This window comes from Spartinivicinus marinus, assembly GCF_026309355.1.
Classification (GTDB): Bacteria; Pseudomonadota; Gammaproteobacteria; order Pseudomonadales; family Zooshikellaceae; genus Spartinivicinus; species Spartinivicinus marinus.
Genome location: NZ_JAPJZK010000001.1, coordinates 1,108,518 through 1,128,547, shown reverse-complemented (window position 1 = coordinate 1,128,547; position 20,030 = coordinate 1,108,518). Strand labels below are relative to the sequence as shown.

20 protein-coding genes are annotated in these 20,030 nt (G+C 41.0%); 17 read left to right on the top strand and 3 right to left on the bottom strand.

What is annotated here, in order from left to right; genetic code table 11:
- Positions 1 to 24 precede the first annotated feature (24 nt).
- The 3 genes from OQE68_RS05335 (at position 25) to OQE68_RS05325 (ending at position 4,970) form a co-directional block, all read left to right on the top strand.
- The gene (locus OQE68_RS05335; protein WP_266195536.1) at positions 25 to 588 is read left to right on the top strand and encodes a phage tail tubular protein A; all 564 of its coding nucleotides are present in this window, start codon (positions 25 to 27) and stop codon (positions 586 to 588) included.
- On the top strand, positions 588 to 3,353 hold the full coding sequence (locus OQE68_RS05330; RefSeq protein ID WP_491907758.1) for a phage nozzle protein: 2,766 nt from the start codon (positions 588 to 590) through the stop codon (positions 3,351 to 3,353). The genes OQE68_RS05335 and OQE68_RS05330 overlap by 1 nt, the downstream gene beginning before the upstream one ends.
- Before the next feature lie 153 nt (positions 3,354 to 3,506).
- A complete protein-coding gene (locus tag OQE68_RS05325) occupies positions 3,507 to 4,970 on the top strand; it encodes an ISNCY family transposase (protein ID WP_266195432.1) in 1,464 nt (487 codons plus the stop codon).
- Between the two features lie 233 nt (positions 4,971 to 5,203).
- On the opposite strand, the gene OQE68_RS30740 is transcribed toward OQE68_RS05325, so the two are convergent.
- Entirely contained in the window at positions 5,204 to 5,527 is a 324-nt protein-coding gene (locus OQE68_RS30740) for an STAS domain-containing protein (protein WP_180571646.1), read from the bottom strand.
- Between the two features lie 106 nt (positions 5,528 to 5,633).
- On the opposite strand from OQE68_RS30740, the gene OQE68_RS05320 reads away from it, so the two are divergent.
- Complete coding sequence (locus tag OQE68_RS05320; RefSeq protein ID WP_180571647.1) at positions 5,634 to 6,083, top strand: hypothetical protein; 450 nt, start codon at positions 5,634 to 5,636, stop codon at positions 6,081 to 6,083.
- Between the two features lie 10 nt (positions 6,084 to 6,093).
- On the opposite strand, the gene OQE68_RS05315 is transcribed toward OQE68_RS05320, so the two are convergent.
- Positions 6,094 to 6,474 carry a hypothetical protein gene (locus OQE68_RS05315; RefSeq protein WP_180571648.1) on the bottom strand — a complete coding sequence of 127 codons (381 nt, stop codon included), beginning with the start codon at positions 6,472 to 6,474 and terminating at the stop codon, positions 6,094 to 6,096.
- A 28-nt stretch (positions 6,475 to 6,502) separates the two neighbouring features.
- Between OQE68_RS05315 and OQE68_RS05310 the strand changes: the two genes are divergently transcribed.
- On the top strand, positions 6,503 to 7,042 hold the full coding sequence (locus OQE68_RS05310; RefSeq protein WP_180571649.1) for a virion core protein, T7 gp14 family: 540 nt from the start codon (positions 6,503 to 6,505) through the stop codon (positions 7,040 to 7,042).
- A 2-nt stretch (positions 7,043 to 7,044) separates the two neighbouring features.
- Here the strand turns inward: OQE68_RS05310 and OQE68_RS05305 are convergent, their stop codons facing one another.
- The gene (locus OQE68_RS05305; RefSeq protein ID WP_180571650.1) at positions 7,045 to 7,791 is read right to left on the bottom strand and encodes a hypothetical protein; all 747 of its coding nucleotides are present in this window, start codon (positions 7,789 to 7,791) and stop codon (positions 7,045 to 7,047) included.
- A 53-nt stretch (positions 7,792 to 7,844) separates the two neighbouring features.
- Here OQE68_RS05305 and OQE68_RS05300 point away from each other — a divergent pair, with 53 nt between their 5' ends.
- From OQE68_RS05300 to OQE68_RS05250, 12 genes are all read left to right on the top strand, one after another.
- Positions 7,845 to 9,794, top strand: a complete 1,950-nt coding sequence (locus OQE68_RS05300; RefSeq protein ID WP_180571651.1) for a hypothetical protein — start codon at positions 7,845 to 7,847, stop codon at positions 9,792 to 9,794.
- On the top strand, positions 9,676 to 12,963 hold the full coding sequence (locus OQE68_RS05295; RefSeq protein WP_266195534.1) for a hypothetical protein: 3,288 nt from the start codon (positions 9,676 to 9,678) through the stop codon (positions 12,961 to 12,963). Before OQE68_RS05300 ends, OQE68_RS05295 begins: the two co-directional genes overlap by 119 nt.
- A gap of 3 nt (positions 12,964 to 12,966) precedes the next feature.
- Complete coding sequence (locus OQE68_RS05290; protein ID WP_180572028.1) at positions 12,967 to 13,998, top strand: phage tail fiber domain-containing protein; 1,032 nt, start codon at positions 12,967 to 12,969, stop codon at positions 13,996 to 13,998.
- A complete protein-coding gene (locus tag OQE68_RS05285) occupies positions 13,998 to 14,855 on the top strand; it encodes a hypothetical protein (RefSeq protein WP_266195533.1) in 858 nt (285 codons plus the stop codon). The genes OQE68_RS05290 and OQE68_RS05285 overlap by 1 nt, the downstream gene beginning before the upstream one ends.
- A gap of 11 nt (positions 14,856 to 14,866) precedes the next feature.
- Positions 14,867 to 15,331, top strand: coding sequence for a tail fiber assembly protein (locus OQE68_RS05280; protein ID WP_180571970.1), 465 nt, complete (start codon positions 14,867 to 14,869; stop codon positions 15,329 to 15,331).
- Positions 15,332 to 15,562, top strand: coding sequence for a hypothetical protein (locus OQE68_RS05275; protein ID WP_180571971.1), 231 nt, complete (start codon positions 15,332 to 15,334; stop codon positions 15,560 to 15,562).
- Entirely contained in the window at positions 15,549 to 15,779 is a 231-nt protein-coding gene (locus OQE68_RS30735; protein WP_353620489.1) for an HNH endonuclease, read from the top strand. The genes OQE68_RS05275 and OQE68_RS30735 overlap by 14 nt, the downstream gene beginning before the upstream one ends.
- Complete coding sequence (locus OQE68_RS05270; protein ID WP_266195532.1) at positions 15,769 to 15,918, top strand: hypothetical protein; 150 nt, start codon at positions 15,769 to 15,771, stop codon at positions 15,916 to 15,918. The genes OQE68_RS30735 and OQE68_RS05270 overlap by 11 nt, the downstream gene beginning before the upstream one ends.
- Entirely contained in the window at positions 15,911 to 16,084 is a 174-nt protein-coding gene (locus tag OQE68_RS05265) for a hypothetical protein (protein WP_180572228.1), read from the top strand. The genes OQE68_RS05270 and OQE68_RS05265 overlap by 8 nt, the downstream gene beginning before the upstream one ends.
- 11 nt (positions 16,085 to 16,095) lie before the next feature.
- The gene (locus OQE68_RS05260) at positions 16,096 to 16,335 is read left to right on the top strand and encodes a hypothetical protein (RefSeq protein WP_180572229.1); all 240 of its coding nucleotides are present in this window, start codon (positions 16,096 to 16,098) and stop codon (positions 16,333 to 16,335) included.
- Positions 16,336 to 16,400: 65 nt separating this feature from the next.
- Entirely contained in the window at positions 16,401 to 18,083 is a 1,683-nt protein-coding gene (gene terL, locus OQE68_RS05255; RefSeq protein ID WP_266195531.1) for a phage terminase large subunit, read from the top strand.
- 945 nt (positions 18,084 to 19,028) lie between these two features.
- Positions 19,029 to 19,361 carry a hypothetical protein gene (locus tag OQE68_RS05250; RefSeq protein ID WP_180571845.1) on the top strand — a complete coding sequence of 111 codons (333 nt, stop codon included), beginning with the start codon at positions 19,029 to 19,031 and terminating at the stop codon, positions 19,359 to 19,361.
- The last annotated feature ends 669 nt before the right edge of the window (positions 19,362 to 20,030 follow it).

The window sequence follows — 20,030 nt, the reverse complement described above, 5'->3', positions numbered from 1 at the left end:
CCCTCTTATTTTTTGTCTAACTATATGAGCATATTTGTTTTAAGCGCAGTAAATGAAATGTTGCAATCAATAGGCGAAAGTCCGGTCACTTCATTAGACAGCGGCCTTTTGGAAGCAGCAATAGCACTCGATTTACTGGACCAACAAAATGAAAAGATACAGGCTATTGGTTACCCTTTCAATACAGAAAAGAACTTTCGCTTATCCCGAGACATTGATGGAATAATTCACTTACCTGATAACACCTTAAAAGTCTGTGGTCCACTTACTGATAACGGGTATGTAAAACAAAGAGGTCAAAAGCTTTATAACAGCAAAGAACAATCATTTACCTTTTCAGCAAGTGTCGTAGTTAACTTAGTCCTGAAGCTTCCCTTTGATGAACTGACAGTCACAACGCGTAATTATATCACGCTTAAAGCTGCTCGAATTTTCCAAGATAGAATAATAGGTGCTAATGATTTACACGGCTACCAAAAGCAAGACGAGGAAGAAGCAAGAAGACTCTTCTTAGATGAAGTAGACACAGAAAAATACAACATATTCCACGGACCGATGAGGTATGACTTACAACGGGATTTATTTTAGTGCTAATTGAAAAACCAATACCTAACTTAATTAATGGAGTCTCGCAGCAACCGCCGGGCATCCGTTTGCCGACCCAATGTGAGGAACAGATAAATGGCCTATCTAGTGTAGTCTATGGGCTGCAAAAAAGACCACCAACGGAGCACTTAGCAAGAATATCTAGCTCTAGTTTTACCGGCTCTTTTATCCACACAATAAACAGAGATAAATGGGAAAAATATATTGCTGTCATTGCTAACGGTGATATTCGTGTTTTTGATTTAAACGGAAAAGAGCGGACAGTTAAAAAGCCAAGTGGCGTAACTTATTTAAAAGCACATGACCCATCAACAGCCTTTTCAGCTGTCACAGTAGCCGACTACACTTTTATAGTTAACAAAGAGCGTATAGTCAGAAGCTACGACCCAACCAAGAATATAAAGCTCACGCCGGTTAACCAGCGATACCAAACAATAACAATTACGCCTATCGTGCCAGCTTACAAAGATGAGCTGTGGAAAAGGGAAAAATGGTTTCGTTGTTGGTCACTTTATAAATGTCGCATTGGTGGCCGTACCTATTCCTACTCAGCCGAGAATGGTGGTGCCTCGGGTTTCGCTTCGTACCTTGCAGCTAAGCTTAGAGATGACACAGGGCTTCACGTAGTTAATAACGGCCATGCTGTCGAAATACCCTTAAATAGTGGTCAGCAGCCGTTCCCAGTAGTCGACGAGAGCGCTACAAGTTACCTCACTTGGGATACCCGCACGTATTACAGAGATAAGCGGGAGGGCGTCGAGAGGATTACAGAGAAGACAAACCCAAGGTGTACCTACAAGCAAACTAGCGGGATTGTCAGGAGCACGACAAGTACTCGCCTAATTGGGTATAGGAGTGAGACAGGCGATATTCTTCCAGCGCCAACGCCTACAAATAAAATGGGTATTGTGCATGTTCGTGTGGGCGACTACGGGACAACATATAATGTTAATATTAATGGTGTTCTTCAAGGACAAGTTAAAACAAGCGATAAAAATAGAACGGAAATTTCTACTGTAGCGATTACTGAAGGACTGTATTCACAGTTAAGTAAAAAACTAAGTGCTTCTTTTACAGTGGCACAAAAGGATAATGTCATATCAATTACTGCAAAAAATGCTAACGCAGACTTTACGTTAACTTGCAGCGACAGCTTAGGTGATAAGGCTATTTTTGCTTGTAAAGGCCGTGTCCAATCATTTACCCATTTACCCGCCACTTGTTTCCACGGTTTCACAATTAAGGTGGCTGGCGAAAATGGCGTAGCTGATGATGATTATTATGTGCAGTATCAAGAAAATACTAAAGGAGAAAGAACGTCGGGCTCATGGGTTGAAGTAGCTAAGCCAGGATTAAATAGGCGTCCATCTTATCAAACTATGCCGCACCGTTTAGTGTCCAATGCTGACGGAACATTTACTTTTGAAGCTATCGATTGGAACGCAAGAAAGGCTGGTGATGAGGACACAGCACCTGAACCCTCATTTATCAATAAGCCCATTAGTGATATTTTCTTCTTTAAAAATAGGCTTGGTTTACTCTCAGATGAGAATATTATTTTTAGTGAGCTTGGGTCCTATTATAATTTCTACCCTGCAACAGTAGTTCAAATGCTGGACACCAACCCGATAGATATTGCTGTAACCAATGACACAGTATCCTTATTACGTCATGCAGTCCCTTTTAATGAGACTCTTTTATTATTCTCGGATTTAACCCAATTTATTATTCGTGGGCAAGACCGATTAACAGCAGAAGAAGTTTCTGTCGATGTTACAACACGTTTTGAGTGTGAGCTTAAAGCTAAGCCTGTAGGTGCTGGTAAGAACGTTTATTTCTCCACAAGACGTGGTAATGCAGCAGGTATAAGGGAATATTACGTGGACCCTGAAAGTAAGGTTAATGACGCTGCTGATATTACTTCACATTGCCCGACGTATATTAAAGGCAGCGTAAGGCACCTGTCGGCTTCTTCAAACGAGGATATGCTACTTACTGTCACAGACCAGGACCCAAGCTCACTCTACGTATATAACTACTACTGGCAAGGGAACGAAAAGCTACAAAGCTCTTGGTCCCGCTGGGAGGTTGACGGCGTTATTCTGGCAGCTTCTTTTATGGAGTCGAACATAATTTTAGTTATCGACAGGACAGATGGTGTGTGCCTGGAACGCATCACGTTAACACAGATTAATGAGCCCTCTTCACGCTCGTTCCCGACAGAAATAAATTTGGATAGACGCTGCTTTATTCCTAAAGGTGGCAGCAGGCCATATCAGGATAACAGGACACGAGCCGTAGATATTGAGGGCAACATTTATGAAGGCGACAGGTTAACTGCATTCTTTGCTGGTGGCGCTAAGCAGGACTGCTACATTGGCATACCTTACCGCTTTTATTATCTCTTTTCTGAACAGGTAGCAACTGATGGGAATAAGGTAGCTATTTTAGATGGTCGTTTGCAGCTTAAGCGCTTTACGGTGTCCTACGTTGACAGTGGGTTCTTTCAGGCATCCGTCGAACCTGAAGCCAGACCAGAGCAAAGCTACACATTTACAGGTCGCCTTATTGGGTCCACTAGAAACCGTATTTCACGGGTGCCCATTGAAAGCGGCAAGTTCTCTTTTAATATCCAGTCAGAGGCAAGCAAGGTAAAAATAGCGCTTCACTCTGATTCACATTTACCACTTACATTTCAGGCGGCACAGTGGACAGCTCGATTTTACAAAAGGAATCAACGAATTTAACTATATAGTGCTTGACCGAAAAATCATAACTGATTGATAAATAAGATAATTCATCATAAATCCGTCATCGAAGATTGCTATATTAAGTCCTCATAAAAATGAATCGGCCTAGGTTTTTAGTTAAAACCAGCCAAACTTCGCGGAGAATACGATATGAGGCAAGTCCAAAACCCACAACTTCAATTCGGCCAAACAGATATTACCGAGATCAAGTTTGACCCGAAGTCTAGAGATGATGTGCCTCAATTGTTAAAGGGATTACAGTACATTTATATTACACCCGAAGTTAGAGAGCAGGTATTCACTATTTTAGAGGAGTCTATAGTGGGTAAAACGAATCCAAGACTTGGAAGGCCAGGCATGGAACTTTGGAAAATACTGGTGATGGGGGTTTTGCGCATCAACTTAAATTGTGACTATGATCGTTTGCATGAATTAGTGAATCAGCATCGAACTATTCGAGCGATGTTAGGGCATGGTGTCAATTGGGAAGATCTGACAGAATATCACTTGCAGACCATAAAAGATAACGTCTCTCTTTTGACCCCAGAAATTCTGGACAAAATTAACACAGTTGTCGTCGAGACAGGGCATAAACTGTTAAAAAAAAACGAAGAAGCAAGCCTTGAAGGGCGTTGTGACTCATTTGTGGTAGAAACAGCTGTTCATTATCCCACTGATATCAGTTTATTATGGGATGCAATGAGAAAAGTGATTAATCAACTAGCTGATATGGGCGAAAACTACCATTTAAGTGATTGGCGACAACATAGGCACAATCTGAAGTCACTTAAAAAATGCTTTAATCAGGCAAGGCAAAGCAACCAATCAAAAGCAAAAAATGCCGATGACAAGAAACGTGAGACACATATCAACTATCTGAATAAAGCGCAATGGTTTATTGATAAAGCTGAACTCACATTGGATAAGCTTAAAGCCATAGCAGCCCCGATTTGGTTATTACGAAATATTGCCAACAATCTTTCTCATGCTAAACGGCAGGTGTCGCAAATTCACAGGCGAGTAGTCGAAGATGAAAAAGTCCCAGCTGATGAAAAAGTTTACTCAATATTTCAACCTCACACTGAGTGGGTGAGCAAAGGGAAAGCAGGGGTACCAGTGGAATTAGGTATTAAAGTGTGTGTTATGGAATGTCAGCATGGCTTTATTCTTCACCATCGTGTGATGGAAAAAGAGCAAGATGTTGATGTTGCCATCGTCATGATCAGAGCAACCAAAGCTAAATTCCCTGAGCTCAACCAGTGCAGTTTTGATAAAGGGTTTCATTCACCTGAGAATCAGTTGAAGTTGGCCGAAGAATTAAATCGGGTAGTGCTGCCTAAAAAAGGACGTTTATCAAAAAAGGAAACAGAACGTGAAAACGATGAGGCTTTCAAAAAAGCAAGAAAGCAGCACTCAGCGGTTGAGTCTGCTATTAATGCGCTTGAAGTACATGGCCTTGACCGATGTCCAGATAGCGGTATTAATGGCTTCAGGCGTTACGTTTCATTTGCTGTATTAGCACGAAATATCCAAAAGTTAGGTGCCTTATTGTATAAACAAGAAAAAGAGGAGCAATACCGTCAAGCCAAAAGAATACGTAAAAAAGCAGCTTAATAGTCCTTAACTGAGATTTAAAATAATTTTCCAGTGAGCCTTTGCCTAACTGGCTAGGTTTGGCTGTCTGTGAAAAGACGATTCTAAAGAAGCTTGATCAAAAAACAACCTTATTTTATATGCCCAAGTCAAAAACAGTCATAAATGAGTAATATTAACTTATAAGACCAAAATAGTTGCCCCTTCAACTGGCAAACTAGACTACTTTTCTGTCAGGCACTATATAGTTAATTCTATGTAACACTCTCAGAAGTTTTTATTTCAATAATATTGCGAAGAATAGTATTTAATATTTCTTTGCATTCAGGGGATGGGTTAACTATAACAAGCCTACCATCACGTTTATAAAGCATGGAATGAATAACTAATAATTCACCGATGCCCGCAGAGTCAATGTACTTAATACCTGTAATATCTAGGTGAATAATTTTGGGGCAGTGTGTTATTATTTTTTCAATACTATTACTCAGGTTAGATTTAATGCTTTGAGTCAATTCTCCAGTAAGAAATACATGTGTTATCTCATTTATTACTTTATATCGCAATTTACATGGCATGTCGGAATACGACCATAGATAGGGTATCTCAACTAAGTGTAATATAAAGCAGCCAAACATCAATAAGAGAAATAAAAGTTATATAATTATTAAGAGGAATACTTATTTGATAGAAATTAGAGAAACAGATAAAAGTGATTGCTATTTATTGGCTTCAAGGTTACGACAGCAAGATTTAGACGAGCTAGAAGCCCTTGGAAGTAAGCCATTAGATGCCCTTTTACGTGGACTAAACTGGGGCCTGGAGTGTTACACGGCATGGAAAAATGGAAAGCCTATTGCTATGTTTGGCGTTGCTGAGCAGGACGGACAAGCTATTCCTTGGCTCCTTGGTAGTGCAGAATTGGAAAATAAGGGCATGGCTTTATGTAAGCTAGGAAAAAAATACATAAATAACTGGTTAAATAAATATGGCTACCTTACGAATGCTGTTTCTACTAAAAATACAGTAGCCATATCTTGGCTTGAATATTTAGGAGCTACTTTAGGCGCCTTTGGGGTTTTTGGCACTAATACATTTCAAATATTTTCTTTTTCTTCAAGCATGTCCGAATAGGCTTGAATATTTAAATGTCCCATTTAATTTTCTTGAAGACATAATTTATATAGTGAGGTGTTGTATCATTAGGAGATTCCTTATAGGTCACAATTACACTCCACCCTTTTTTTGTACAAAGTTTCTTAACTGTGTTGCCGATTATGCGAAGCTCATTTTCGCCTACTTCATTCTTATAGTGACTCTGTGAAATTTCATTTTGTAATGTTCTACTATTATTTGTAATACATTTATCCATCGCCTTTACAGTATTTTTAACTGCATTTATAAGTACATCTTTATGTGCCTCAGACATAAAAGCGCTAATAGAATAGGAACTTGGAGGCTTGACTATGTCAACTAACTGTTTATCAGTACATAATTCATTTACTTGTGCTTCCAATTCATCCATAACCAAATCTCCATATAAAAAGTAATATATGTGTCATCCAGCAATTCCCGCAGCAATCGCGGCTGTAACCTCTGCTTATAGTATACACGAGCAAGGCCAGCAAGCCGCCTTTCAAGACGCTCTCGCAGAGCACAATCAAGACAGGCAAAATAAAGCCTTATTAGAAGATTACAAAAATCAGAATTCTCAATTAAATATTCAAGAAGCCGAAGAAGACGACGCGGCTACAGAAGTAAAAATAAGAATACAACGAGAGACCCAGAAGCGTATAGCAGAAGCTCGCGTTAGCTCAGCGGAAGCTGGCGTTTCTGGTCTATCCATCGACTCCCTAGTTAGCGACATAATCAGAGGAGGAGCCAATAACGTTAGCACAATTGAAAATAACTTGGAGTCATCCGCTTGGCAAAGAAACAGAGAACGACAGGCGCTGTGGAATAATGCCCGGTACGGATTAAGGACACACGCCAGTTATAAGCCAAGTAAGATGGCTAAAAGTGTTGGGGCTGCTTTGCAGATAAGTAGCGCTGCTATGGGTGCCTATTCTTCTGCTGGCGGCTCCTTCGACTAAATTCAGGTCTTAATCGCTTTGCCTATGCGCATCTCAACATCACTCGGAGCGAAGTCCCTTACTGTCCAGACTAACTGTATTATTTCTTCAGGTGTTTGTGGGTATAACATAAGCTGCTTACCACTTTTTAGTAGTAGCTGCAGCGGTAGGTGTCTATATCTTCTCTTATATTTTACTCGGTCAGAAACGGACACATATTGTGTTGCCAGTGTAACTTTATCTAAATCCTTTAATCTAACTACTCTTTTTCTAAGAAAACGCTTGAAGTTTATAATTATATGTCTATCGTCTACGGTCACTTCAGCTATAGGTAAGTACCAGTTAAAAAAAATCATCACGATGATGCTAATTCCTACTAAGGTAATAGCAACGATGTCACTAGGATTTACAAAATATTCTACAAGCGAATAAGTCAAATTAGGTATAATAAAAAGAAGTACTAATAAAACTGAAGCAAAATGAGTAGTTGCTCTACATTTAAAGAATTTCTTATTTATATCTATTTTGCTGTGTTTCAGACATTCAAAAAGTACTGTATCAAAAAACTCGTCCTTGTAATGTAGTGTTATTAGACTGATACCTTTAAATTTAATAAATAAATTGCCTTCCTTGGAATAGTCCAAATACTCTAAGTCACTCCAAAAGACCTTACGAGGCTGTGTTTTACTCTTTTTGTCAGTAATAATCAAAGTATCTCCCAAAAACTCTAGGAAAAAATCTTTGTTATAAGCTCTTTTAGTTGCATCCACAATAAACCACTCTTTATCAAAAACTTTACTTATACAGAAAAACTAGCAAAACTATGGTAAGACAAAAAGTAGAACCCAAGGGCCAATATAGACGACAGGTCCACGCTAGGCCCACAACTTCCTTTGCCTCTGCTGCTCCCATCACTGGTTCCATAGACCCTCAAAGTAACGCGCTTATCCGTGGGTTAACATCCTTTACGCAAAGCCTTGCAGGAGCTGTACGACAACAGCGGCAAGCCACCTTTGAATCTCAAGCCCTTACAGCTCACGCCAATAAATCAGCGTACATCAAAGAGGCTTCAGAGTACCTGGAAAACACACCTGATGGTGGCTTAGGTGACCCAGCGCAGTATCAAGAAGAGTTAGGTAAGCTGCGTGAGAAGTACTTCAGCAGTATTACGCATGGTCGTTTGAAAGAGAGCATAAATACAGAAATAGATGCTTGGAATTCAGGACATTTAGGTGCACTCCAGCAAAATGCAGCAGCTAAACAACGCTTGGAGTTAGGCCAAAATGTTCTTGAGTCCAAGGTAAAGGAATTAGGTGCTCTGCTTGATAAAGGTGAAATAAATCAAGACCAGTATAACCAGGAAATAAGCACTGTATTTAAATATGCCCGTGAATCTGAAGCTATCGCCATGAGCGAGGAAGATGTAGGCCGCTTTGCTATTCAGTTACAAGAATTAAATGGACGGAACCCTGCCTTAGCAAAGGCTCTGGAAAACTCGGAGCTACTCTCAGTTGGTCATAGGGCAACCCTGAAGAAACAAAGGGCAGAAGCTGAGGCCATGCAGCCAGCTGAACGACAGCTGAAGCAATTAGAAGTACAGCCTGCAATTGAAAAGTTGATGGCTCAGAACCAGCTAACCCGCGCTTGGTTTAAGCCTTATGTGGCTAAGGGCATCTTCACGGCTGGCCAAGTGCAAACTTATTTAAATCAGCAGAAAAAGCTACAGGAACAGGCCAAGACTAACTTTAATTATCTTGCTATTTTTGGGTCTGAAAATATTAAGCATCTTCAGCTAAAAGACCAACAAAAGGCTCTGCAATTTAGCCACCATGAATATATAAAGCAATACGGGTCCAAGCAGGGCCAAGACCTTTTCGATACGAAGTTACGGAAAAATGGCATTGTCTATAAGCCGTATCAGGCTACGCTACAGGCTGGGCTTCCTTCGCTTGGTGCTGTCATTAATTCAGAGAAGGATATTCCTAAAAATACCATAGAAGCGGTTAATCTTTATAAGCGGCTAAAGGCAATGGGCATGGTTGATTTGTATCTATCGAATGAAGAGGCCACGGCTTATGCTGCTATTGATGCCTATGTGGAAACGGGCGATACAATGGAAGAAGCTTTAAATAAGCACTTAGCTGTCGAAAATGACCCAAACACACAGCACCTTGTGCCTACCTGGAATGAGCTAAACGATGTGGCAGCAGATATTAGAAGCGAGATGTCGCCTTATTGGGGAGATGCACCTCCTATGCTTTCGGGTCTTGAAGCTTCCGCGAAGGCTATGTACACCAATCTGATTAAACGCAAAGTTTCCCCAGAAAAAGCGAAAGAGCTTGTCGTTAATCGACTAACAAATACCTATGACGTTATTGATGGTCAGTTAATTAATAAAAGGCTGCTCGGCTTTAATTATGACAGAGACGACTTAACCACACGTTTTCATCATTTAATTGACCACTATAAACGAGAGAATCAGGGTATTGATGCAGATGAAGAGTTAGCCCTGGAACCCATGGAAGGAGGGTTTTTCCGTTTGGTTGATAAAGAATCGGGCTTTCCATATTTTGATAATAAGGGCAAAGCTTACCGTTTTTCTTATCAACAAATGATGGGACAAGGCGAAGATACAGTGTCAAAAATAATGAAGAATGCTAAGTTACAAGCTTTGCAGGAGGAAATTAAAAATAGAAATCAAATTAGACACAACAAAGCCGAAGCAAGAAGGCTCTTTAAATACAGACACATTCCTTACAGCCCCGAAGACTAATCAACAAGGTATCTTAAGCGAGCCTGAAGATACTGATATAACTTCCATGCGGCCTATTTCAGATAGGCAATACGAGCAGTACAACGCTTACTTAGAGCAAAAAGAAGATGCGTTAGCGGACAGCGTTTCTACCAGCGAATTTATTTCTACCACATTTGACGAGCATTGGATTTCATCTCATGCCCTACGCCAATTTAACCGTGACGACCTTGTACCTGACCCCTCGTGGGTCCCCTCAATGGAAGAATACGACCAGTTAATTAATGGGATACCTGAAGATTTACACGACGAATTTAATAGTGCGGTAAGTCGTGGTCATGCCTTTCAAATTAAGAATGAGATTTTAGAGTCCTTAAAACGAAAAGAAACGCTAATGTCTCAAGGTGCCTTTATTGGGATTAGCGCTGGCTTGGCTGCGTCCATAATTGACCCCGGAGCCTGGGGAATGGCCGTGGCAACTGAGGGCTTAGCCTCGCCACTCTTAGCAGCCCATAAAGTAACGCGGTTTAAACGTATTTTATCCTCTGGTCTTCTTACAGCGGCAAGCTCAGCGACAGTTGAAGGCTATATTGCATCACAGGACCCAACCTATGACGCAACAGATGTGCTCATTGGGTCAGCTGCATCCTTCTTAATGGGGGCTGGCGTATCAACTTGGCGTACCCGCTTTGATGCTAAAGTAAATGAGTTTAGGCAGGTGCAGGAGCTTGAAGAAATACGACAGGCTGGCGGTGAACTGAGCGAGGCAGGAAAAAAGAAATATAAAAAGCTACTTAATGCTGATGGCTCAATTCCAACCCCAGAAGAACGAATAGCCGCTATTTTTGAAGATGGCGCAGAGCGTGGAACAGAGTTTGGTAAGCAGCGCTTTGACAGAGCAGGCATTAATTTAAGCTCAGATTTAGACGAAGTTAGAGGACTTTCAGCCGCTTTAATGTCAGATGCATTAGGCGGAAAGAAAGGCGAACTAGTTAAAGAAGCGGCTAGCGTCTGGAAACGGATGAAAACCGATGGCTTCATGGTTGCCTTTTACAAAAGCCACAATCAACATTTTAATAACTTTTTACGTGCTGAAGGTATTTCTACTGTTGGGTCCAGTATGAAGCACCAGCACAGAGAGCGCTTTAATGAGATGGTAACCCGTTATATTCGCGGAGAAGCCATTGATAATGTGCACGTAAAAGCCCATGGAGATATGCTGAAAGACGCCTACAAGCGTATTTTATCTATGGCGAAGAAACCCCAAGGTGACGAGACTATACCGAATGCTGTACCTGTGCGGGGCTCTGAAGAGGTAGATTTTAACGAATTTTATAGCCCTCGACACTGGAGCGCCGCAAAGATAGTCCAGCAAATTCAACAAGCCGGTTACACCAGAGTTCAACATACCATAGCTGGTGCATTTAATAATGTTGAAGGCGAAGCTGCTTTAGAACTAGCTGGGGCTTTTATCGATATTATTACCACGGCAAAAAAAGGTAATGTTAATTTACCTCAGTTAAATAAAGCCATTAATGAAAATATTTCTGAGCAGTTAATTAATGAGCTTGGTCTCGATGCAACAAAAGCAGCTGAAATTGCTAAGCGAATCCAAAAGGCCATTAAAGAAAAAGACCAGGGCAAAACGACACGCTTAAAGAGTCGTGTTGATATGGACGAAAATAAAATAGCTGACTTGCTGGAGAATGACTCAGAATTACTTTTCCTTAATTATTCCAATACGATGCTGGGTCACATTGCCTTAGCTCGCCAAGGGATAGACAGCGAAGGCACCTTTAAGGCCGCCATGGAGAAAATCGAGAAGAAGCGAGCTTATAATCCTGGTAAAACAGAAGCGGAACGGACACGGCATAAGCTCGAAATAAAGCAACTGTACGATGCCTATAACCACCTTGTCGGTCGTCCCATTGATACAGACCCAACCGCCAGAAGTAGCCGTATTCTTCGGACAATAAGAAAGATTCAATATGCCCGGAACATGAACCAAGTAGGCTTTGCACAGCTAATGGAAATGGGGCCAGCCTTAAGTCACGTTGGGTGGCTGCAATTTATGAAGCATGTCCCAGAGCTGCGTAAAATGATTAAGCGCATGGAGAATGGCAACTATAAAGATGACTTGTTAGAAGAACTCTCAGACGCGATGGGTGGCTGGGTCAATGGTCGGCTTATGCACCAAGTGACTAATCAAATAGACGACTTTGGTGCGACTTTTAATGGTCATACAAATAAGTGGGATAAGCTGGAGCGTGGATTAGACCACATGGGAAAGTTTACAGCTAACATGTCGGGTTTCCATTCAATTAACCACATGCTGCAAAACCTAACTATGAAAGGTATGGCTCAAAACTTTCTGGATTATAGCCTGAAAAATAAAAGAGTTATGTCAACAGATAGGTTACGGGAGCTAGGTATTGATGATGCGCTATTAGCAAGAATTAAAAATGAATATCGGCACGTTGAGCATAAGAACGGCAAGTTAACCAAAATGAATTTCGATAAGTGGGACCCTGACGTTTACGCTAAATTTTCCTATGCAATAGGCTTGTGGGGCAGAAGGATAATTCAGGAACAAGATTTTGGTGACGGCGTTTCCTACTTGATGAGCAAGGAGCTTGGCAAGACCTTAATTCAATTTCGTACCTTTGCTATCACTGCTTACTCAAAACAGTTGTTGCATGGTCTAAAGCACAGGGACCTACAAACCGCTTCTCTGTTCCTACATTCAACTTTCTTTGCTGGTCTTGTCTATGTTGGCCAAACTCATTTACAAGCGACAGGCAGACACGACAGGCGGGAATTTCTACGTAAGCGGTTGGAGCCTGAAGCTATCGCTAAGGCTGCTTTTCAGCGCTCGGCGTATGCCTCAGTATTCCCCATGTTTGCCGATAGTGCCGCAGAGATGGTGACAGGCGAACCTTTCTTTAATTCACGTATGTCAGAGCTGGCAACCAATGTGTGGACTGGTAACGCCTCGTATGACTGGATAGAAAAAGCTTCTTCAGGTGTGTCAGGTCTAGCTCAAGCAGCATTAAGTAATAATTATGACTTTTCACAAAGGGATTGGAATAATTTATACCGCACCTTACCTTTTCAAAACATGTTAGGCATACAACAATTTCTACATAATTTAGGTGGAAACCTACCCAAATATTCGGAGGACAGATATTAATTAATGGCATTATCATACAAAGATTATATTGCCGATGGACAAACTAAAGACTTTGCTATTCCTTTTAAATTCTTAAACTCAAGCCACATTAAAGTTTATGTAGCTGGTAAAGAGGTTAGCTGCTCAATAAATAATAATGTTGTTTCTTTATCTTCACCGCCAGCAGCTAATGTTGTGGTCCGCGTTAAACGAGAGACACCATTGCATGAGCGCGCTGTTGATTTTGACGATGGCGCTATTTTATCTGAGGCAGTCTTGGACATGGCTAATGAACAGCTCTTTTATGTTGCGCAGGAAGTGCTCGATTATTCCGAGGGCTTACTGAAGATGAGAGAAGACGGACACTTCAGTGCTATTAATAGGCGTATTCGTAACGTGGCAAATCCAGTTGAGAATAATGACGCTGTTAATTTGGGTTATATGCAGTCACAATACATCCCCGCTGCGCGAACTGAAGCAAACCGGGCAGAAGCTGAGCGGATAGCAACCGGGGCAATTCGTAACGAGGCTGCTGCTATTCGTGATAATACTGGTGTAATTCATAATCAGACTGTTGTTGTAAAAAAACAGACTGAGCAGATAAAGAACCAAGCTGAACAGCATAGGAACACAGCCAATGCGCACAAAGAGAAAGCTATTGCAGAAGCAAATAAGGCAACGTCGGAGGCTAATCGGGCGCATGGAGAAGCCAACCGAGCAAAGGGCTATGTTGACCAATATAAGCCAGAAATAAAAGGCGCTTGGACTTTTGATGATTATGTTCAGTGGCCAAGCCTTGGCTATGGAAAAGGCCACGGCTCAATTTATAACGATGGTCTATACCATAAGTGCCTTATGATTCACGGAAATGATTCTAAGGTGGCTGGAGAATTTCGTGTAGGCATGTGGAATCATGTCACGGTCTACGGCAGTTTATACATCACAGGTGAGCTATACGTTAAAGATAAGCCTGCTTATCACCGAGGAAATATTCATATAAGCACTGGAAATCCTTCTGGCGGAGCCAATGGTCATATATGGTTTAAATACAGCTAATGTCAGAAACATTTTTAAATATTAATAATAATTGGCGCTCTCTATCTCAGGCTTATGTAAATGTACAAGGCTCCTGGCGTGAGGCTGATGTCTACGTTAATGTAAATGGGACCTGGAAATTAGTTTCATTAAAACGTACTACAGTAACTGGAGGCGTCAACTTTGATTTATTTGGGAATTTACTACCCCATGTTGGCGGTGCCAGTAACATTGAAATCACTTTAACAGGCACTTTCCAAGCTTCTACGACAAGTAACGTGGCCTTGGCGTTAGGCACTCACTTTGCCGGGAGGAAAGTTAAAATAATTAATAATGCCCTCATTTTAGGTAAAGAAGGTGCCGGAGGTCCTGGCGGTCATGGAATAAAAAATAATAACGGTACAGGGCACGCAACAAATGGACACGGAGGAGGAGCTGGTGGTACAGCGTTATGGATTAACCCTAGTCACGGCTGCAAACGCTTAGAATTGTACAACACATCAGGTGGACGTATTTATGCCGGTGGTGGTGGCGGAGGCGGTGGTGGTGGCTCATGGGGCCAACGGCGTAACGATGGTGACCGTCATCAGTTTGTAGGCTCAGGCGGTCACGGTGGTAGAGGGGCTGGCTCAGGCGGATATGCAGCAGGAGGTGCCGGTGGTAGTGGCAGAGAGACTGCTCGAGGTGGGGCAGGGGGCCATGGCGGTAACTACGGGGCAGCAGGTGCTGGAGGAGGTCGTGGATTCAGTATCATGCAGTTTCCTAAGTTAGGCTCGGGTGGCGCTGGAGGCACAGCCGGTATAGCTATACACAATGTTGGGTCCATTGCTTTAACTGGCTACAGAGATACAAGTTACATAATAGGAAGGAGAATTTAATAAAATAAAACATGAAATTTAAAATAATAAATTACCACAGAAATACAGGCTCACTTGATATTGAGCTGGAAAATGGATTTAAAATAAATATTGGTCTTGACTCCCTCATTGATGAAGATAACCCAACAGAACAAGCGTTAATAAAAGCAATATCCCGGTCCCTGCCTGAAGATGCCTACTTTAACCGTAATATTCCAGAAGCCCCTGTCATAAGCACCATGCTTAACAAGCTGTATAACCCAGTTGTTACCGAGGACCACTCAGAGATAAGCACCTGGGACATTATACGCGGCCACAGAAATAATTTATTGCGTGCTACAGATTGGACCCAAATGCACGATAATAAACTGTCTGAGGAGCTGAGAAAGGCTTGGTCTTCATACAGGCAGAAGCTAAGAGATATACCGCAAACAAATAATGAACCACAGGAAGTAACGTGGCCAATTCCACCAGATACAGAAGGACTTGATATATAAGTGCAAGACTGGTTTAAAACCTCCCTCCCTGCAATTTTAGTTACTCTCACATTAGCCTTTGGTAGCTACGTCGTTCTTATAGAGCAGCGGCTAAGTAATTTAGAAGCTAATTATAAGCACCTCGAAACGCTTACTCAGGTAGTTAATGATTTAACCAAGCTGAATTATAAAATGGATAAACGTATTAGCATTATGGAGACAACACTATTAGGTGCAAATGAGGAATTATAAAAAAGAATATAAAGAATATCACAGTAAACCTGAACAAAAAAAGAGACGCGCAATGCGTAATGCCGCGAGACGCTTAATGATTAAAAAAGGTCTCGCTACGAAAGGTGATGGTAAGGATGTAGACCATAAAGATAGAAATCCCTTAAATAACAGTGTTAGAAATTTACGAATAACAAATCAAAAGAAAAATAGAGGATGGAGAAAACATGATAAGTAGTTTTATTTTACGATTTCTTGCGACAAAACTAGTGAAGAAAATAATCCTAACCTTGTTAAAAGAAATGGCTAAACGGACTGATAATAAAATAGATGATGCAATTGTGGCTATCGTTGAAAAGGAAGCTCTAAATGACTGATGACTTCACTAAGACACTGGTAGATTACGAAGAATTATTTAGACAGATTAATCACCCATATAACTTAATCGAGCACGAAAACGGCTATTTTACGATGTCTTATGCAACTGCTGTGGGTAAAGAGTCAGCCTTAGAATTTCGTCCTGATGGCTCTTTAATTAACTAATAGGAGACTTTTTGACTGATAGAGATGTAAACGTATTATTAGCTCAGCTACATAAAGAGCTAGCCGAACACCTTCTTGAAAAACTCCGCAACGGAGAAATGAAAGCAGCAGAGCTAAACGTGGCTCGCCAAATGCTGAAAGATAACCATATTAATGAATTTCCTTCCCCAACGAGTCCGCTAGCTGAACTTGAAAATAAACTGAATGAAGTAGACCCATTCGACCCGGACGACGTTCGTTATACCCACTAAATAAACAAGTTGAGGGCTGCTCTAAGCCCTCCTTGTTCCCGCCTATATTAACCCACCAGGAATTAATGAAACAAAGAGAGAAAGAACTAGAACACCGATTAAAGACAGATTTTACCTTCTTCTTATCCGTTATATGGAAATATTTACGGCTACCGCCTCCAACGGAGTTACAAAAGGACATAGCGCTTTATTTGCAGGAGGGACCCAAACGAAAAATAATTATGGGGTTCCGTGGCGTAGCTAAAAGTTGGATAACGTCAGCTTATGTACTCTGGCGGTTGTATAAAAATCCTCAAGTGAAAGTATTAGTTGTGTCCGCAAGCAAGGAGCGGGCTGACAGCTTCTCTACGTTCACCAAGCGGCTAATTGATGAAATACCCTTCCTCAATCATTTAAAGCCCAGGAGAGACCAGAGGGACAGTAAGATTGCCTTTGATGTAGGTCCAGCAGCAGCTGACCACAGCCCCTCAGTTAAATCTGTTGGAATTACTGGGCAACTGACAGGCTCACGCGCTGATATTATTGTGGCTGATGATATTGAGGTCTTAAATAACAGTGCAACGCAAACTGCCAGGGATAAATTAGCAGAGCTGGTTAAAGAGTTTGATGCTATTTTAAAGCCCTTAACAACCTCTGAGATAACCTTCCTTGGGACCCCTCAAACGGAAATGTCCCTGTATAATAAGCTGGTTAAAGAACGGGGTTATAAAGTCCGTATCTGGACAGCGCTTTATCCTGACCCTGATGTAATCGAAAAATGGCAAGGCAATTTATCCGCGCTTATTTATGACAAAGTTATTCGCAACGCTTCCTTAGCTGGCACTACAACAGAGCCTTCCCGGTTCCCTGATTCTGATTTAGCTGAACGGCGGCTGTCGTATGGTAAAGCAGGCTTTGCCCTGCAATTTATGTTGGACACGAGCTTAAGTGATGCTGATAAGTACCCGCTTAAATTAGCTGATTTAATGGTGATGTCCCTTGACTTAAAACGGGCACCGATTGATTTAGCCTGGTGTAACTCAGCAGATAAAGTATTAGAAGTGCCAACCCTTGGTTTAACAGGTGACCGCTTTTACTCGCCAATGTGGATGGACAAGGAAATGGCAGAATATACAGGCTCAGTCATGTTTATTGACCCAAGTGGCCGGGGAGCTGATGAGACAAGCTATGCTGTGGTCAAGTTTTTACACGGCTATCAGTTTCTAATTGATGCTGGAGGCTATCGGGACGGCTATACACCTTCCACATTACAAAAATTGGCGAACACTGCTCAGCAGCATAAAGTGAACATGGTGCAAGTGGAAGATAACTTCGGTGATGGCATGTTTATCGAGTTATTTAAACCCATACTGAGGAAGGTACACAGTTGCCAAGTTGAGGGCAAAAGGGCTAAAGGACAAAAAGAAAAGCGTATTATTGATTCGCTTGAGCCTGTCATGAGCCAGCACAGGCTAATAGTCGACACCCGTCTTATAGAAAAAGATTACAAGGAATGTGAGGGTGACTTTAGCTACTCCCTCTTTTATCAAATGTCCCGTATAACACACGACAGAGGAGCCCTGAAGCACGATGACAGGCTTGAAGCTGTCGCAGGGGCTGTTGCGTATTGGGTAGAGCAGATGGCTCTGGATGGGGCTGTGGAGGCGGAGAGACATAGGGCTGAAGCTCTGGAAGCTGAGTTTGAAAAGTTTGCTGAAGGGTGTCTTGGGTTAAAGCCAAAGAAAGAGGTAGGGACTTTTTGTAGTTAAGCGTTATTTGTACAAAAAATGGTTAAAAAGTGTACGTAAAACTTGTTTTTCTAATATAGCTAGAGATTACGGCTGGTAAGGGCTAGAAAAAGTGTACCGTATTGAAGAAAGGAAAAAGCCTCCAGCCTGAGTAAAGATTAAGCTAAGAATCTTAAAGATACTTATAGATATCTAAAGATTACCTTAAGGATACCTAAGCTAACTTTAAGACCACTATGGACATAGTTTACTTAAAGCTGCCTTAGCTAAACCTTAATACACCTTCAGCTTTGTTTTCCTTTGTTGTTTATATTCCAAGTAAAAAGAAAAATAATAACCTACTAAGACACATAGTCTGTAAGCTACTTAAGACCAAGGCTAAGCTTTACCTTGGTCATCTTTTAGCTGACTTTCTCTTCTTCTTTAGTCAAGCTTATAGAACCTTTACATAAAATGTATTTGCTTATAAACATTACATTTTTTTGACTCTCATTCTGTACAATGGTACTTTCTTATTACACTTTTATTTTGAAATAGGGAAGTTCATATCAAATGGAAAAATTAATTCTTGCAGCTGTTGTTATTATTCTTACAGGGTGCTCTTCAGCTGGTCCTTATGTCACTTCTATTAGTAGCAATGGCAATGGGACGCTTAACATTGAAAAGTGTATGGCTTATTTTAATTCATTTACATACACGATAAGTAATAGTGATTGTACGTCAACTTCAATATATGTTGATAATACACAGGGACTAAGTAAGAACAACTAAAGTCGAAGATGTATTGTATAGCCTCTGAGAGCTTATCTGGGAGGCTTTCATGATAATATATTCCCTATCTCTTTCAGTTAAAATTAACGGCTCCTAAGGTGTCTCAGTTAGAGTGTAGTGTCATGTAGACGCCTGCTGTAGTCTCAAGTAAACTCTGGTGTCTTTTAAACTAGAGTTGATTGGAGAGCTTGTAAGTTGCCTCGTTTTAAAGACATTGCGCACATGCGGAAAACTCTTGCAGAGTATGACTTAACATTATTTCAACTCGAAATCTTGTTAGCTGTCGAGCTGAATGAAGGCGCAACTTTGTTCGACATATTTGGGAGAGGTCATCTTGACGAAAGTGTAGGGGTGTCTGTCACAGCTAAAGCCATACAAAGGCTTGCAGAAGGTGTATCAGGAGCAGTTGGGCGTAACTTGATATTGAAAGAAGTAAGTTCTCACAATGCAAAAGCTAGAACTTTACGGTTGTCTTCTGAAGGAAAAACCCTTGTGACAACAATAAAAAAAGAGTTGGGCATAAAATAATTTTCACTAAAAAATCTGAGTCCTCTTTTTGAATAAAGCCCGCCGAGAGTTTCCCCCGTGGGCCTCCTAAATCACTTAACTTATCATTATGTAGACACACAGTTTAGTCACATGTAGTGCTGAAAGTACCTATAAATAAGGGACAGAAAGAAACAGTATATTTTATACTTATCATTTCTTTTTTATTTGGCAGTGGTTTTTTTTAATTTTTTCATTGTTTTCTTTATCCTGTTTTTATTATTGACAACACAAACTAAATTCGCTAGATTATATGTCACCCGAGGCGAGTTAAATGAAAACAATAACTCCTATACATCTTAGGGGCAAAGAGAAAGATGTAAAAATAAACCCTAGTTATTGCTTTTAGATGCTTATTGTTACCTATATTGGTTCTCTGTAAGTATATATAATAAGTCTCCTTAGATACAATTAATTGCAGTCACAGCACGTTTCCAGTTAAGCCTAGATGCCTAGCGCGCGCTTGTGTTAGTCCGCTCTTTAACAATTTGGATAAATAAGCAGACAGATTTAGTGCAAGTAATATTGTGCCTCTCTCTGCTTAAACTGAAGCACAGCAAGTGCGTTTTAAGTAGGTCATTAGTTATCTAGTGGCTTACCTAAAGTCTACTAAAAGAAAATAAATACAATTTTAATTTAATAAAAGGAGAC

Bases quoted from the DNA above. Each gene is read 5' to 3' on its own strand.
- OQE68_RS05335 (WP_266195536.1), top strand. From the start codon at position 25: ATGAGCATATTTGTTTTAAGCGCAGTAAATGAAATGTTGCAATCAATA.
- OQE68_RS05325 (WP_266195432.1), top strand. From the start codon at position 3,507: ATGAGGCAAGTCCAAAACCCACAACTTCAATTCGGCCAAACAGATATT.
- OQE68_RS30740 (WP_180571646.1), bottom strand. From the start codon at position 5,527: ATGCCATGTAAATTGCGATATAAAGTAATAAATGAGATAACACATGTA.
- OQE68_RS05315 (WP_180571648.1), bottom strand. From the start codon at position 6,474: ATGGATGAATTGGAAGCACAAGTAAATGAATTATGTACTGATAAACAG.
- OQE68_RS05310 (WP_180571649.1), top strand. From the start codon at position 6,503: ATGTGTCATCCAGCAATTCCCGCAGCAATCGCGGCTGTAACCTCTGCT.
- OQE68_RS05300 (WP_180571651.1), top strand. From the start codon at position 7,845: ATGGTAAGACAAAAAGTAGAACCCAAGGGCCAATATAGACGACAGGTC.
- OQE68_RS05295 (WP_266195534.1), top strand. From the start codon at position 9,676: ATGCTAAGTTACAAGCTTTGCAGGAGGAAATTAAAAATAGAAATCAAA.
- OQE68_RS05290 (WP_180572028.1), top strand. From the start codon at position 12,967: ATGGCATTATCATACAAAGATTATATTGCCGATGGACAAACTAAAGAC.
- OQE68_RS05285 (WP_266195533.1), top strand. From the start codon at position 13,998: ATGTCAGAAACATTTTTAAATATTAATAATAATTGGCGCTCTCTATCT.
- OQE68_RS05280 (WP_180571970.1), top strand. From the start codon at position 14,867: ATGAAATTTAAAATAATAAATTACCACAGAAATACAGGCTCACTTGAT.
- OQE68_RS30735 (WP_353620489.1), top strand. From the start codon at position 15,549: ATGAGGAATTATAAAAAAGAATATAAAGAATATCACAGTAAACCTGAA.
- OQE68_RS05270 (WP_266195532.1), top strand. From the start codon at position 15,769: ATGATAAGTAGTTTTATTTTACGATTTCTTGCGACAAAACTAGTGAAG.
- OQE68_RS05265 (WP_180572228.1), top strand. From the start codon at position 15,911: ATGACTGATGACTTCACTAAGACACTGGTAGATTACGAAGAATTATTT.
- terL (WP_266195531.1), top strand. From the start codon at position 16,401: ATGAAACAAAGAGAGAAAGAACTAGAACACCGATTAAAGACAGATTTT.